The 15,439-nt window shown below is 66.1% G+C and carries 9 protein-coding genes; 5 read left to right on the top strand and 4 right to left on the bottom strand.

Going from position 1 to position 15,439, the window contains the following annotated elements:
• Positions 1-39 precede the first annotated feature (39 nt).
• Genes ALVIN_RS05265 through queG form a run of 4 tightly spaced genes read left to right on the top strand, consistent with a single transcriptional unit; the run spans position 40 to position 3,587 of the window.
• A complete protein-coding gene (locus tag ALVIN_RS05265; protein WP_012970277.1) occupies positions 40-585 on the top strand; it encodes a TRAP transporter small permease in 546 nt (181 codons plus the stop codon).
• Positions 582-1,982 (top strand): TRAP transporter large permease, encoded by a 1,401-nt coding sequence (locus tag ALVIN_RS05260; protein ID WP_012970276.1) that lies wholly within the window; start codon positions 582-584, stop codon positions 1,980-1,982. Before ALVIN_RS05265 ends, ALVIN_RS05260 begins: the two co-directional genes overlap by 4 nt.
• Positions 1,983-2,019: 37 nt before the next feature.
• A complete protein-coding gene (locus tag ALVIN_RS17940) occupies positions 2,020-2,517 on the top strand; it encodes a universal stress protein (RefSeq protein WP_012970275.1) in 498 nt (165 codons plus the stop codon).
• A complete protein-coding gene (gene queG / locus ALVIN_RS05250) occupies positions 2,514-3,587 on the top strand; it encodes a tRNA epoxyqueuosine(34) reductase QueG (protein WP_012970274.1) in 1,074 nt (357 codons plus the stop codon). The genes ALVIN_RS17940 and queG overlap by 4 nt, the downstream gene beginning before the upstream one ends.
• 118 nt (positions 3,588-3,705) lie before the next feature.
• On the opposite strand, the gene ALVIN_RS05245 is transcribed toward queG, so the two are convergent.
• The 4 genes from ALVIN_RS05245 to iscB all read right to left on the bottom strand — a co-directional run bounded on the left by ALVIN_RS05245 (position 3,706) and on the right by iscB (position 11,615).
• Positions 3,706-4,422, bottom strand: coding sequence for a response regulator (locus tag ALVIN_RS05245; RefSeq protein ID WP_012970273.1), 717 nt, complete (start codon positions 4,420-4,422; stop codon positions 3,706-3,708).
• On the bottom strand, positions 4,407-6,071 hold the full coding sequence (locus tag ALVIN_RS05240; protein ID WP_012970272.1) for a GAF domain-containing sensor histidine kinase: 1,665 nt from the start codon (positions 6,069-6,071) through the stop codon (positions 4,407-4,409). Before ALVIN_RS05240 ends, ALVIN_RS05245 begins: the two co-directional genes overlap by 16 nt.
• On the bottom strand, positions 6,068-10,201 hold the full coding sequence (locus ALVIN_RS05235) for a PAS domain S-box protein (protein WP_012970271.1): 4,134 nt from the start codon (positions 10,199-10,201) through the stop codon (positions 6,068-6,070). The genes ALVIN_RS05240 and ALVIN_RS05235 overlap by 4 nt, the downstream gene beginning before the upstream one ends.
• 64 nt (positions 10,202-10,265) lie before the next feature.
• A complete protein-coding gene (iscB, locus tag ALVIN_RS05230; protein ID WP_012970270.1) occupies positions 10,266-11,615 on the bottom strand; it encodes an RNA-guided endonuclease IscB in 1,350 nt (449 codons plus the stop codon).
• 535 nt (positions 11,616-12,150) lie between these two features.
• Between iscB and ALVIN_RS16550 the strand changes: the two genes are divergently transcribed.
• Positions 12,151-15,312 carry a hybrid sensor histidine kinase/response regulator gene (locus ALVIN_RS16550; protein WP_012970269.1) on the top strand — a complete coding sequence of 1,054 codons (3,162 nt, stop codon included), beginning with the start codon at positions 12,151-12,153 and terminating at the stop codon, positions 15,310-15,312.
• The last annotated feature ends 127 nt before the right edge of the window (positions 15,313-15,439 follow it).

The following is a 15,439-nucleotide window of genomic DNA, read 5'->3' as shown; positions in this document are numbered from 1 at the left end:
GTGTCTCCGCCTCCAGACCTCCACGCGAGCCCATCCACCATGTTCTTGCGCATCATCGACAAGACCGAGGAAGCCATCATCTCGCTCCTGCTGGTCGCCATCACCCTGCTGGTCTTCGCCGAGGTGGTCCTGCGCTTCGGTTTCGGTACCGGGGTGAGCTGGGGCCAGGAGGCGACCTTGCATCTGGCGGGTTGGTTCGTGCTCTTCGGCGCCTCCTACGGACTCAAGACCGGCGCCCACATCGGTGTGGACGCCTTCGTGCAACTGTTCGCTCCGCTCGGCCAGCGGCTCATCTCCGCCCTGGCCATCCTGCTCTCGCTCGGCTACTGCGGGTTGCTCGGGTATGGCGCCTGGGTCTATCTGCACAAGATGTACCGCATCGGCATCGAGCTGGAGGACATCCCGCTCCAGGCCTGGATCGCCCATAGCATTCTGCTGATCGGTATGGTCTTGCTCTCGCTCCGGCTGCTGGTTCTGTTGTGGGACGTGGCCACCGGCAAGACGACCGGTTTCCGTCGCACTGACGAGGCACGCGAAAGTCTGCATCTGGCCGAAGAGATCAAACGCGAGGTGAGCAAGCCATGACCACGGCTACCCTGTTTCTACTGCTGTTCGGCTGCATGCTGCTCGGGATGCCGATCGCGCTGGCGCTCGGTTTTTCGAGCATCGTCACCATCCTGCTCTTCTCCAACGACTCGCTCGCCTCGATCGCGCTCAAGCTCTTCGAGGCCGTGTCCGGACACTACACGCTGCTGGCCATCCCCTTCTTCATCCTGGCCTCATCCTTCCTGTCGACCGGCGGCGTGGCCAAACGCCTGATCCGGTTCGCCACCGGCGTGGTCGGACACATCCGCGGCGGGCTGGCGATGGCCTCGGTGCTCGCCTGCATGCTGTTCGCCGCCGTCTCGGGTTCATCGCCCGCCACCGTGGCCGCCATCGGCAGTCTGGTCATCGTCGGCATGGTCAAGGCCGGCTATCCCAAGCAGTTCGCCGCCGGCGTCATCACCAACGCCGGAACGCTCGGCATCCTGATCCCGCCCTCGATCGTGATGCTGGTCTATGCGGCCGCCACCGAGGTCTCGGCCGCGCGCATGTTCATGGCCGGCTTCGTGCCCGGAATCCTGCTGGGACTGCTGCTGATGGTGGCGGTCTATATCGTGGCGCGGGTCAAGAAGCTGCCCGCCCTGCCCTGGCCGGGTCTGCGCGAAGTCCTGAGCGCGGCCTTCAGCGCCTCCGGGGGCATCCTGCTGATCGTCATCGTCCTGGGCTCGATCTATGGCGGTGTCGCCAGTCCGACCGAGGCCGCCGCCGTCTCGGCCGTCTACGCCTTCCTGATCGCCGTGATCGGCTATCGCGACATGGGACCGCTCAAGACCATCCCCTGGCGCCGACCGGGCGAAGGGTTCGGACGCCTGCTGCTGCGCAATGCCTGGCAGGTGCCGCTGGCCCTGCCCCAGAGCTTCACCCACCCCGAGGTGCGCAAGGTGGTGCTGGACGCGGCCAAGGTCTCGATCATGCTGCTGTTCATCATCGCCAACGCCATGCTGTTCGCGCACGTGCTGACGACCGAGCGTATCCCGCATCAGATCGCCGAGACCATCGTCCAATGGGGTCTGTCTCCCTGGATGTTCCTGATCGTGGTCAACATCCTGCTCCTGATCGCCGGCAACTTCATGGAGCCATCGGCGATCCTGCTCATCATGGCGCCGATCCTCTTCCCCATCGCCATGCAGCTCGGGATCGATCCCGTCCATTTCGGCATCATCATGGTGGTCAACATGGAGATCGGCATGCTGACTCCGCCGGTCGGACTCAATCTGTTCGTGACCGCCGGCATCACCGGCGAAACGCTCGGCTGGGTCATCCGTTCGGTGCTACCCTGGATACTGCTGCTGCTCGGGTTCCTGATGCTCGTCACCTATGTCCCGCAGCTCTCGCTCTTCCTGCCCGAATATCTCGATCAGTTGAAGGGCTACCGCTGAGCGCATCCACAGACATCCAGGTAGGGTCATCGTCATCATGCTGCCAGACTACAGACACATCCTCTATGCCACCGACCTTGGACGCCATACGCGCCCGGTCTTCCGTCACGCGGTGGCGCTCGCCCGCCAAAGCGGAGCACGCATCACCATGCTCCACGTGGTCGAACCCCTGGGCAACACCGGGCGGGCGGTGATCGGCGCCTATCTGCCGGACATGGACGTCCAGCGCATCGAGCACGAGGCACTCAAGGAGATCCTCGCGACCATGCACAAGCGTTTGAGCAAGTTCTGCGAGGACGAGCTCAATGCCGTCCCCGCCGAGATCGAGGCCGATATCGTCGAGGCGCTGGAGGTCGCCAGCGGGCTGCCATCCGAGGAGATCATCAAGACCGCCGACGACCGTCACGCGGATCTGATCGTCATGGGCGTCTGCACCCATGCCCTGATGGGACGCGCGTCGATCGGGTCGACGGCGCGCAAGGTGATGCAGCACAGTCACATCCCGGTGCTGCTCGTGCCGAACATCGCCCATTGAGCCACGCCACCCACTCACCCGACACGCCCCAGGTACTGGCCGAACGTCTCAAGACCTGGGGGCGTGAACTGGGCTTCCAGCAGATCGGCATCACGGACACCGATCTCACGGACGCCGAGCCGCGTCTGCGCGACTGGCTCGCGCGCGGCTATCACGGCGAAATGGACTACATGGCGCGTCACGGCACCAAGCGCTCGCGCCCGGACGAACTCGTGCCCGGCACCCTGAGCGTGATCTCGGCGCGGATGGACTATCAGCCCGAATCCCGCGCCACCCTCCACGAACGGCTCGCCGACCCGGCCGGCGCCTTCATCTCGCGCTACAGCCTCGGACGGGATTATCACAAAGTCCTGCGCCGGCGCCTGCAACGTCTGGCCGACCGGCTCGCCGCTCACATCGGCCCTTTCGGCCATCGCGTCTTCGTCGACTCGGCGCCCGTGATGGAAAAACCGCTGGCCGAAAAGGCCGGACTCGGCTGGATCGGCAAGCACAGCAATCTGGTCAACCCGCGCGCCGGCTCCTGGTTCTTCCTCGGCGAGATCTACACCGACCAGCCGCTCCCGCCCGACCAGCCCATGGCCGATCACTGCGGACGCTGCCGGGCCTGTCTCGACGCCTGCCCCACAGGCGCCATCGTCGCCCCCTACCAGGTCGACGGCCGGCGCTGCATCTCCTATCTGACGATCGAACTCAAGGGCGCCATCCCCGAGCCGCTGCGCCCCCTGATCGGCAACCGCATTCACGGCTGCGACGACTGCCAGCTGGTCTGCCCCTGGAACCGCTTCGCCCGGCTCACCGAAGAAACCGACTTCCTGCCCCGTCACGGTCTGGACACCGCCACCCTGATCGCCCTGTTCGCCTGGGACGAACCGACCTTCCTCGCACGCACCGAAGGCTCGGCGATCCGCCGACTCGGCCACGAACGCTGGCTGCGCAACCTCGCCGTCGCGCTCGGCAATGCCCCAGATTCACCGGAAGTCCGGCTTGCACTCGAAACCCGCGCCGACCACCCCAGCCCGCTGGTGCGCGAGCATGTGGTCTGGGCGCTTGCCGGACTTGCGTGTCGCTAATCAACGGTTCAACGACAATTGAGCGCCGGCCGCAACCACCGACGCTCAAGCGACTCGGGCGCCGGTGGTCGGGGGCGTCGACGGCATGGATGCCGTCGTCGAGCCTCCAGGGACGGATTCACGGCGACCCCCGACCGCCGGCGCCCGAGTCGCCACCGCCACCACTAACACCACCGCAACCCCCAGAGCCGCCCCGCTCACACAACCCCCGTTCGACCGCGATCACCGCTGCCTCCACCCGCGAATGCACATCGAGCTTGCGCAGGATCGCCTTCACATGCAGCTTGACCGTCCCTTCCGAGATCCCCAGCTCACGCGCAATGGTCTTGTTGCTCTGCCCTTCGGCCAGATGACAGAGGATCTCCTGCTCGCGCGGCGTCAGATCCGCCGCACCGCCGCTCACGACAGGCACAGGCGTCGACTCACCCCGCACCGCCCGCGCCAGCACCCCCGTCAGCTCGGACGCCACCACCGTGCGCCCCTGAACGATCTCACCCAGCGCCGCGATCAGCGCATCCGGCTCCATATCCTTGAGCAGATAACCCTGCGCCCCACTCTGGAGCGAATCGATCACATCGCGCTCCTCGGCACTGGTCGTCAGCATCGCGATCGGCATCGACTGATGGGCCGCACGCAACCGGCGCAGCAACTCCAGCCCATTGAGGCCCGGCATCCGCATATCGAGCAACACCACATCGGGCCGGGTTTCGGCCACCCGCTCAAGCCCGGTGCTCGACTCGCCCACGGCCGCCACCACCTCGATCCCGCGCCGCTCCAGCAACTCCTGAAGCCCGAAGCGAAACAAGGCATGATCATCGATCAAGAGTACGCGCATCGCTCCGCCTCCCGGCTCTGCGTCTGACGTCCGGAACGCCGACCGACATCGAACACGACCTCCACCCGCGTCCCCTCACCCGGCTCGCTCTCGATGCGCAGCTCCGCGCCGATGCGACGCGCGCGTTCCTCCAGGATCGACAACCCGATGCGCTCGCCCGGCGGGGACTGCGCGTCCGGCGGACTGAAGCCGACCCCGTCGTCCTCGATCAGCAGCACATGCCGCCCGCCGCTCTCGCGCGTCAGCAACACCCGCACCGTATGGGCCTGGGCGTGCTTGCGGATGTTGGCCAGCGCCTCCTGAGCGATACGCAACAACTGCAACTCCTCGGTCGCCGACAGCTCGAACGGACGGCTGTCGTTCTGGAACAGGACATGGGTGCCGGTCTCACGCCCGAGCCGCTGGGTGAGCTTGGCGAGCGCCGGCACCAGCCCACGCCGGTCGAGCGGCGCGCGAAAGCTCGCCAGCAACTCACGCAACTCGGTGTGCGCCTCGTCGAGACCATTGCGGATGCGCGCCAGATCATTGCGCGCCTCGGCCGGGATCGGACAGCCGGCCAGCGAGTCATCCAGCATCCGGCACTGAAAGCGCAGACTGGCCAGGGTCTGCGCCAGCGAGTCATGCAGCTCGTGGGCGAGCGCGTTGCGTTCCTCGACGATCGAGAGCCGGTGCGCCTCGGCGTCCGAGCGCTGCTTGGCGATGGCCACCCCCAGATGATGGCCGACGGTGAACAGCAGCTCCAGGATGTCCTCGCGCCCCTGGAGTCCGGGACGGTCGACGAACAGCGTGTAGACACCGAGCCGTTCGTCGCGATGCTCCAGCGGCACTGTCACCACCTCGACCTCAGAGCTGGCGAACATGCGCCGGCCATAGATGCGCGAACAGTAGCGCGCATCGTTGTCGCACAGGATGTCGCCGGGGGCGAGCACATTGCCGCACAGACAGAGGTCGACCGGCGTCATGTCCGACTCGCGCACCAGATCGTCGTTCAGACCGATGGAGCCGATCAGCCGCCGGGTGCCGTCCGGCAGCACCAGACGCACGGTCGCCGCGCGTGCATTGATCATCTCCTTGAGCACGCGCAGGAAGCGCAACAGCAACGCCTCGACGCTCTCGGCCTGATGGATGCCGGCGGCCACGTCGTAGAGGATCTTGAGCGAGGCCGTCTTCTGGGCCAGACGCCGCGTCTGGCGCGCAACCCGGTTGTCCATGTCGTCATAGAGATCGGTCAGCTCCTCGTTGAGACTGCGGATGTCCTGAGCGATGCCCTGCAACACCCCGGTCTCGGTCAGCGTGTCGCTGGCCCCCGGTTCGCCCTGGCAGACCTGGGTCAGCGAGTGCTCCAGACGCACCAGCGGACGCAGCAGCCGATCACGCAGCCGCCGCCAGAGCAGCACGGCACCGGCCAGCCCCAGCCCCAGCAGCCCGAACAGACTCCAGCGCACCCAGATCGCCTCGGGCCGGACGACCTGAGCGGCGAACAGCACCGCCAGGCCGGCGAGCGCCAGTCCCAGCGCCCACAGCGGGCGCCTCAGATCGGTCGCGCGCAGAATCTCGTGGACACGCTCATCCAGGGCCTCGCCCCTCAGGCGACCGGAGTGCGGTGCGGTTCGCCGGCCGGGGAGCCGCGTCGTCGTGGCCGCCGTCACCGGGACGAGGCTCCCTCGGGGCGAATCGAACGCACCTGGACCGTTTCGACCAGTTCCAGGGCCGACTCGAAGTCGAACTGATCGATCCGGCGTGCGAGTTCGGCGTGCTCATCGGGCATGATCGCCGCGAGCCGTGCCGACTCGTGCTGATAGAGTGTGAACGCGCGCGCGTTGTCCTCGCGCAGCAGCGCCGCCAGCTCGTCGAGCAGGGCGCGCGTCTGCTCGGTATCGAGCGTCGTGTCGGCCGGCCCGGCCGGCCGGGCCGGCGTCTGTGACTGATCGAGGGCCTGGCGCAGTGCCAGCAGGGCCTGGTCGATGGCGTCGATCGCCGCGACGAGCCTGTCGGGAGTCTCGAAAGACTCGGGACGACGCGCCACCTCGAGCGACTTGGCCTGCTCGGCGATGGCGATCAGTCCCAGGGTGCCGGCCACCCCCTTGAGGCTGTGCGCCAGACGCGCCAAGGCCTCGCCATCACGGTTCGCCAGCGCTTCGGCCAGATGCCGGGGATCATCGGCATGCGAGCCGATGAAGCGCTCGATGAGTTTGAGATACTTCTCCTGACTGCCGCGCAGACTCGCCAGCCCCTGGCGCAGATCGATACCGGGCAGCTTCCGGATGGCGGCCAGCAAATCGGCGCGGCGCACGCTGGAGGTCGGCGCGTGCCGTACGTCGACAGCGGACGCCTCCGACACCGAGCGCGGCGTCTGTGGCGCCGACGCTCCGGCGTCACTGGGACGCTCCGGCAGCCAGCGCAGCAGCGCATCGAACAGGTCCAGCGGTTCGACCGGCTTGGGCACGAAGTCGTTCATGCCGGCCTCCAGACAGGCGCGTCGGTCCTCCTCGAAAGCATTGGCGGTCAGGGCCAGGATGGGCTTGTCGCACCAATTGGGCAGGGCGCGGATAGCGCGCGTGGCGCTCAGTCCATCCATGAGCGGCATCTGCACGTCCATGAGGATCAGGTCGTAGTCCCCGTCAGCGGCCATCTCCAGGGCGACCTGACCGTTCTCGGCGGTCTCCACGCGCAACCCGACGCTGTTGAGCAGCTCCAGGGCCACCTCGCGATTGATGGGATTGTCCTCGGCCAGCAGCACACGGGCTCCGGCACAGCGGTCGCGCATCTCGGACTCGGCGGCCAACCGATGCGCATGCGTGACCAGCAGTCCGGGCTGGCCCGGCTTGAGCTTGACTGTGAACCAGAAGGTGCTGCCCCGCCCCGCCACGCTGTCGGCACCGGCCTCGCCGCCCATCATCCGCGCCAGTTGCGCCGTGATCGCCAGACCCAGACCCGTACCGCCGTAGCGGCGCGTGGTCGAGGTATCGGCCTGCTCGAAGGCCTGGAAGAGCCTGGCCTGCTTGTCGGGCGGAATGCCGATGCCGGTGTCCTCGACCTCGAAGCGCACCGTGAGACCCTCGGCGTCGCGCTCCTGCAGACGGACGCGGATGGTCACAAAGCCGGTATGGGTGAACTTGACCGCGTTGCTGGCATAGTTGAGCAGGGCTTGACGCAACCGGGTCACGTCGCCGCGCATCCAGGGCAGTTCGGGGTCCAGGTCGACCTTCAGACTCAGCCCCTTGGCGCGCGCCTCGTCGAGGATCAGCGAACTGACCTGATCGACCAGCATCACCGCCGAGAAATTCTCGTCGGACAGTTGCAGTTTGCCGGCCTCGATCTTGGACAGATCCAGGATGTCGTTGATCACGGCCAGCAGATGACGCGCCGCGCTCTCGATCTTGTCGAGCCGGTTGATATTGGCCGGATCGATCAGATCGCGGCGCAGCAGGTGCGCCAGCCCCAGGATCGCGTTCATGGGGGTACGGATCTCATGGCTCATGTTGGCCAGGAAGGCGCTCTTGGCGCGCACCGCGCTCTCGGCCAGCTCGGCGCGGTGGGCGAGTTCCGCTTCCATCTCGCGTTGCGGACGGATGTCGCGCGCAAACCCGACCGTCCCGAGCACCTCGTCCGTGTCGTCGATGATGGGTGCCTTGAACGTCTCGTAGATGGCGCCTGGATTGGTCACGCTCGGCATCACGCGGGTGCGCTGACAGCGACCGGCCATCACCTCGGCGTCATCGGCACGATAGCGCTCGGCCAGCTCGCCCGGCCAGAGATCATGGTCGGTCAGGCCGATGATCTCATCGGGCGAGCGTCCCTTGATTTCGGCAAAGGCCCGGTTGACGGCGACGAAGCGCCCCTCGCGATCCTTCATCCAGGCCATGTGCGGCAGGTTGTCGATCAACGCCTTGAGCGAGCGCATCTGCTGGCGAAGTTCCAGCGTGCGCGCCTCGACCAGTTCTTCGAGATGATGGCGATACTGCTCCAGCTCCTCGGCCAGACGCTTCTGTTCGGTGACGTTCGACTTGATGGCCAGATAGTGCGTGATGCGTCCGTCGCTCTGGCGGATGGGCGAGATACTGGCCACCTCGGTATAGAGTTCGCCGTTCTTGCGCCGGTTGACCAGTTCGCCGTGCCAGACCTCGCCGCGCAGCAGACAGGCCCAGAGTTCATCGAAGATCGCCTTTGGCGTCCGACCGGACTTGAGGATGCGCGGATTCTGGCCCAGTGCTTCCGCGCGGGTGTAGCCGGTATTGGCGATGAAGGCATCGTTGACGTATTCGATGCGACCGTCCAGGTCGGTGATGACGATACTCTCCGGACTCTGTTCGACGGCGAGCGAACGCTTGGTCAGCTCAGACTCGATCCGTTTGCGCTCGGTGATGTCGCGAAAGACGCCGCGCCGCCCGAGATAACGCCCATCGGCGGTGATCACCGGATTGCAGATGTGCTCGACCCAGTGCTCGCGCCCGTCGCGCGCGCGCAGACGCATCTGGATGGCGTCGCGATCGGCCTGACAGGATTCCAGGGCGTCGGTGTAGTGCCGCATCCAGTGTGCGCGATCCTCGGGATGGACCAGCCGCGCGATCAGGTCCGGATCCGCCAGGAACTCATCGGCCGTGTGGCCGCTGAGTTCGCGACAGGCCGGCGAGACATAACGATAGCGCCCATCGGGGCCGAGCCAATATTCCCAATCCGGGCTGTATTCGGCGAGTACCTGGTACTGCTCGCGGCTCTCGCTCAGACGACGTGCTTCACGCTGACGCTCGAAATAGACAGCGATGTGAAAGGCGACCGCCTCCAGCAGTACCTGCTCCTCGTTCAGGAAGGTGCGGTCATCGAGGCCCAGTGGCGGCGCCTCGCGATAGACCACCTGAATCTCGCCCACCTTGACCCCATCGACCATGATGGGCGCCGTCTGCATCCAATCGGTGTGCTCGAAACCGGCGGTCCGAAAGCCGGTTTCCGGCAAGGTGAGGCGCACCTCGGCGAGAGACGGAAACTGCCAGGCCTCCGGCAGTCGCTCGACCACCCGTTGCAGAACGTCCTCCATGGGGGCTTCGTGACGGTTGGTCTCGCGCAGGACGTCATAGAGTCCACGCATCTCCTTGAGACGCTCCTGGAGTTCGGCTTCGTGTCGCTGGAGGCGTTCCCCGTAGGCGTGGAGCGCCTGACGCTGACGCACCGACTCGGTGCGGTCGAGGATGGCGCAGACGTAATCATCGCTCTCGCCCTCGAAGTCCGACAGGGGCGCGACATGCAGATCGCCGATGAAGGGCTCGCCAGCGCGGCCGTTGAAATGGATCTCCTTGAGCGTCAGGGTTCTGCGTTCCTCGGGTAGCCGCCGCTTCCAGAGTTCGGCCACCAGACCGCGATCGGTCTCGCTGATCAAGCGTGTGAAATAATGCTGGTGGATATGCGAATGCTTGAGTTCGAAGAGATCCTGGGCGGCATAGTTCGCTTCCTTGACCAAGCCATGGCGGTCGACCACCAGCTCGGCGATCGGCAGACCATTGAAGAAGGCCGTGAAACGCTCCAGGGCCAACTGTGTCTGACGCTGGCTGCGCAGCAGCTCATCGTTCTGGATCTGCAACTCGACCTGATAGATCCGCAGGCTCTCGACCATGGCGGTGAGTTCGGCGTTGGCGCCCTGCAACAGCTCGTCGGCAATGTGGAAGCGCCCCTGATGCAGCGCTGTCAGGGCACGCTCGCGGATCTCATCGGCGGATAACTCATCACCCCTGTTCGGGAGGTTACGGGCGTCCGGCTGTATGGGGTCGCGATCGGTGTCTTTCATCAGTCTTGCGCGAGAAACCCCGTCCTTCCGGGCGGGGAGGGATAGCGCGCGGCGCGTAGCGCCGTCAGGCCGCCCGTCTCGCCTTCTCCGTATCAGGTTTAGGTTGGAAGGCGTAGCCATAGCCGTCAGCGCGCTGGAGGACGCGGCAATGGCGGTAAGAAACCCCCTGAACGGTTCCGCCCTGGGCCTGGATGTTGAACGATCCCGTTTGGCGCACCGCCACGCGCCCGACATGCACGCCGGCCTTCTTGCCCTTAGGCACCTCGGCGCGCACCCAATCGCCGGTCTGGAAGCCGTGGACGCGCTTGTGGCGCATCAGATAGCCGCGCGGGAAGCCGTTGTTGAACGTGCGCGTGCGGCTGTAAGCGCCACGCCCGGTGGCGCAGATGGCCAGGACCGGGCGGTTCCAGTCGCGCACCTGATCGACGGCGCCGACACAGGCGGCATCGAGGGCATGGGTTTTGGGGATGTCCAGGCGCGTGCGATTGAACTTGGTGCGGCCGCCCGAGCCGGTCTCGACCGCTAGGCCCGTGGTCTGGAGCGCGTTCAACAGCGCCCAGCGCGTGGCATTGACGGCGGCGGCGTCCTGGAGCGGTGCTTTGGCCTGGGCCTGGATCCGGTGCAGGAGCGCCGGTTGGCGTTTCAGAAAGTCCTCGATGGATCGGTTCCCCTTGCGCTGATTGCAGGGCCGGCAGGCGAGCGTCAGGTTCGAGACCCGATCCGAGCCGCCCCGCGCGCGTGGAACGATGTGCTCGATCTCCAGCGGTACGTTCGTCGCGCCACAATAGGCGCAGGTGCGGTGCCATGTCTCCAGCAGGTATTCACGCACTTCGTAGCCCGCCAGTTCGCCCTGTTGGTACTCCACACCGGAGATCTCCGGGTTCTGGAGCGCCTGGGTATCGAAACGCACCAGTTCCTGACTGAGGGCGGTGATCGGGGCGAGCCGGCGCAGCCGCGCCACCCAGTTGAGCGTCGTGTCGAGCCGATGCTGTAACGACGGCGGCAACCAGCCCTCACGGCGGGTGCGATTCAGAAAACGCGGCGCCCGGTAGCGCGTCTTCCGAGACCGGCGTGCCCGGCGATAGTGACGCCGAAGTGTCAGCGCCTCCCGGATCGCCTGACCACGATGCGCCAGTTCCCCAAACCACAGCCCATGTTCCAAGCGCTCGATCGCGCCCGTTTCAGGATCACAGGTTTCGGATTCGCGAACGATGGCCAGCCCCGTGACGCGACTGCCCGGATCGAGCTTCAGGCGCAGCGGTTGAACCGCCCCGCCGATTCGATCCTTCAGCCGAAGGGTGAAGGGGGCCAGACGCACCACCACCGCGCGTCCGCGCTCCAGCAACAGCCGCGCGCGTTTCTCCGTGCACGGCATCAGCGGATGTTTCTGTTTGTCGAGTACGAATACCGCCATTGGTCTGTTCCAAACGTCTGCCCTTACGGGCCTGGTGACGGAGCCTTGCGGCTCGCTCCCCTCGGGAATGTCTGCAACCGGCTCCCGCCTCGCGGCGGCGATCGGAACCTTCGGCGCTTTGCCTTTCGCCTGCATGACTCCGACCTTCCAGGGTCCGGGACTGAGGAAGCATCCCGGAGTGGGTCTCAACGACCTGTTGCAAACGCAGCGGATGTTCACCGCTATCCCTGGTCAACCCGGCTTGCGAGTCCCCTCACAAGCCCCCGCCTTCAGGCGGGGGTAGTTGACCGCCATGCATTGATTCGGGATTCATTGGCGCGGGGGCGCTGTGCCCGCGCGTTGGAACTTTGATATATGGGGGATATTGCACCAGCCGAACCAAGGATTGCTATCCTTTTGAGGCATTCGTCACAGTTTTTCATCGAGTTGGCGGGCAATCTCAGCGCCTCACACCAGAGTCCGCCGCTTCGACGAGACCCAGGAGATCCGCCCACCCGGCGAGCTTCGCGCCCGTCCAACCTGGCAGCCCGAGATCATGGTCGATACCCAAGGAACCCAGCCCTCAGTCAATCCGCCACCGTCCAACCGCCGCACCCTGGGTTCCGTGCTGCTCTATGCCGTGTTCGCCAGTCTCTGGGTTCTGGTGTCGGATCTGCTTTTGGAGCATCTGCTCCAGGATGCCGCCCAGCTCGCCCTGGCCAGCGCGCTCAAGGGAATCCTCTTCGTGGCCGTCACCGCCGCGCTGCTCCATGCGCTGCTGCGGTCGCCCAATGACCTGAGCGTCGCCCCCGGAGCCAAACCGAACGGCACGGCCATGGTGCGCTTCCAGTGGTGGCCGTTCCTCGTGCTCGCCGGTGCGCTGGCGGTTCTGACGGCGGGGGGCATCGTCCACAATCACCACCATGAGCGCTCCGATCAGGCCGAACGCCTGCGGGCCATGGCCATACTCAAGCAGAATCAGATCGAGAATTGGCTCTGGGAGCGCGAGAAGGACGCCCGTTTCATTCACACCAGCCCCTTTCTGGCCCGGCTCTACGAGGACTGGCACCGGGGCGATGCCGAATCCGGCCGGCAGCTCCAGGAGCGGCTGCAACAATTCATCGGTTCACACACCTTCGGCGCCATCACCCTGCTCGATCCGCAGGGTCGGACGCTCTGGTCCAGTCACGAGGCGCCGCCCAGGCTGGCCTCCAGAGTACGAAGCGCGGCCGCAACGGCCAGCTCGGATGGTCAGCTCCATCGCGCCGATCCCTATCTGGGTCTGCGCGACACTCCACGGCTCGACTTCCTCGTCCCGCTCACCGAGGCCCGGCCAGCCCCCGTGGTCGTCCTGCATGGCGACCCCGAATACTGGCTGAACGAAAAGGCCATGGCCGGCCCGGAGATCGGACAGACGGTCGAGACCCTGCTCTTCTGGCGTGATGGTGATCGGCTCCTGGTTCTGGGGCAGGTCGCGTCTCTGCGATCTGAGTCTGTCTCCCATCATCAGTCATTCGACGACCCCGGCTCACCGGCGCACTGGATGTGGGCGGCGGCCGCCGAACCCGGCGCGATCGTCACCGGCCTCGACGATCGCCGGCAGCCGGTCATGGGAATCGTCGTCCCCATCCCCGGAACCTCATGGTTTCTGCTCGCCAAGATGGATCGCCGCGAGATCCTCGCCGGGTTCGTCCAGCGCTCCATCTGGATCACGCTCGCCGGGCTCCTGGCCATCTTCATGAGCGTCACCGGACTCTACCTGTTGCGCCAGCGCCAGCAGCTCCAGCAACGCGCCCATCTAGAGGAGCTCGTCGCGGCCCGTACCCTGGAACTGCGCCAGTTGGAAGTCGAGCTGGCACACCGCGCCGAACTGGCCGAGAGCGCCACGCGCGCCAAGAGCGCCTTCCTGGCCAACATGAGCCACGAGATCCGCACCCCCATGAATGCCATCCTGGGACTGACGCATCTGCTGCGCCGCGATGGAGCGACGGCGACGCAGAACGAACGTCTGGGCAAGATCGAGAGCGCCACGCGCCATCTGCTCGCCATCCTCAACGACATCCTGGATCTCTCCCGGATCGAGTCCGGACGGCTGCAACTGGAAGATGCCGACTTCGCCCTCGAATCCCTGCTCGATCAGGTGCGCTCGCTGGTGGCCGATGCAGCCCAGTCCAAGGGACTGACACTGAGCATCGAGAGCACCGGCCTGCCGCGCTGGCTGCATGGCGATGTCACACGTCTGCGTCAGATTCTGCTCAACTATGCCAGCAACGCGGTCAAGTTCACCGAGCGCGGCTCGGTCGTGCTGCGTGCCCGGCCCGTCGCCGAGGACGACAGCGGCGTCCTGGTACGCTTCGAGGTCGCGGACACGGGGATCGGCATCGCACCCGAGCAGCTCGCGAGCCTGTTCCGGGCCTTCTCGCAGGCCGACAGCTCGACCACGCGCCGCTATGGAGGCACCGGACTGGGGCTGGCCATCAACATGCAGCTGGCCCAACTCATGGGCGGCGAGACCGGCGCCGAGAGCACGCCGGGCGTGGGCAGCACCTTCTGGCTCCAGGTGCGGCTCGGACGCGGACAGGGTGATTCGAACGACGTGTCCGAAGCCCATGCACTGGCCGAACAGCGACTGCGCGCGCACCATGCCGGCGCCCGCCTGATCCTGGCCGAGGACAATGCCGTCAACCGCGAGGTTGCGCTGGATCTGCTACAGGCCGTCGGGCTACAGGTCGATACCGCCGAGAACGGGCGCGAAGCCGTCGAGCTGGCCATGACGGGCCGGCACGCGCTGATCCTGATGGACGTGCAGATGCCGGTCATGGATGGACTGGAAGCGACCCGCCTCATCCGCGCACTGTCGGGCTGGCGCGACAAACCGATCCTGGCCATGACCGCCAATGCCTTCCAGGAGGACCGCCGGCACTGTCTGGAGGCCGGCATGAACGACTTCGTGCCCAAGCCGGTCTCACCGCGCGATCTGTTCGAGACGCTGCTGCGCTGGCTGCCCAAGACCGAGTCCGGGCGGGTTCCGGCCTCCGGCCCGGCCAGCGCGACCCAGGCGCCGACTGAACCCGACACCGAGGCCGCCATCGCGCGACTGAGCACGCTGCCGGGTCTGAATCCGACACAGGGGCTGGCGGTCATGAATGGCAACCAGACGAAATATCTCGCGCTGCTGGAACGCTTCGCCGACAGCCATCGCGATGACACGCGCAAGATGAGCGAGGCACTGGAATCCGGGAGCAAGACGAGCGTGCGCGAACTGGCGCATGCCCTCAAGGGCGTCTCGGCCACGCTGGGCGCGAGCGAGATCGCCGAGGCGGCCACCCGGCTGGATGCCATGCTCAAGGCCGATCCCGATCTCCAGGCCGAGTCGATCCGCACGGCGATCGACCGGATCGCGACGGCTTTCGCGCCCCTGACCCAGGCGCTGGCAGCGCTGCACACAGCGCCCAAGACCGAAACGGCGCCGATTCCGTCCGCCTCCCCCGATCATCTGGAACAGCAGGAACGTCTGATCGCAACACTCATCGCCCGGCTGCGCGAGAACGACACGCAGGCCATCGCGCTCCTGCGCAGCGAGCGGTCCCTGTTGCAGTCGGGTCTCGGTGAGTCGTTCGAGCGTGTCGAGCGCCACCTGCTCGGATTCGAGTTCGAGGAAGCACTCGAGCTCGTGGAACGCCTCCAGTCCGAGTCGGCACAGACGCACTCGCCCTGAGGTGACAGCCATCGGTGACACGCCCCCGTGCTGAGGGCGATCGAATCGAGAACGAGGTCACAAAACCGCGCTTGGTTTGGGCGCGAGAAAACGCTATCCAGTATAAATCGATCTCACTTGCCCCACG

The sequence above is a fragment of the Allochromatium vinosum DSM 180 genome (assembly GCF_000025485.1).
GTDB classification, from domain to species: Bacteria; Pseudomonadota; Gammaproteobacteria; order Chromatiales; family Chromatiaceae; genus Thermochromatium; species Thermochromatium vinosum.
This window is presented reverse-complemented; position numbering and strand designations above follow the sequence as displayed.

Bases quoted from the DNA above. Each gene is read 5' to 3' on its own strand.
- ALVIN_RS05265 (WP_012970277.1), top strand. From the start codon at position 40: ATGTTCTTGCGCATCATCGACAAGACCGAGGAAGCCATCATCTCGCTC.
- ALVIN_RS05260 (WP_012970276.1), top strand. From the start codon at position 582: ATGACCACGGCTACCCTGTTTCTACTGCTGTTCGGCTGCATGCTGCTC.
- ALVIN_RS17940 (WP_012970275.1), top strand. From the start codon at position 2,020: ATGCTGCCAGACTACAGACACATCCTCTATGCCACCGACCTTGGACGC.
- ALVIN_RS05245 (WP_012970273.1), bottom strand. From the start codon at position 4,422: ATGCGCGTACTCTTGATCGATGATCATGCCTTGTTTCGCTTCGGGCTT.
- ALVIN_RS05235 (WP_012970271.1), bottom strand. From the start codon at position 10,201: ATGAAAGACACCGATCGCGACCCCATACAGCCGGACGCCCGTAACCTC.
- iscB (WP_012970270.1), bottom strand. From the start codon at position 11,615: ATGGCGGTATTCGTACTCGACAAACAGAAACATCCGCTGATGCCGTGC.
- ALVIN_RS16550 (WP_012970269.1), top strand. From the start codon at position 12,151: ATGGTCGATACCCAAGGAACCCAGCCCTCAGTCAATCCGCCACCGTCC.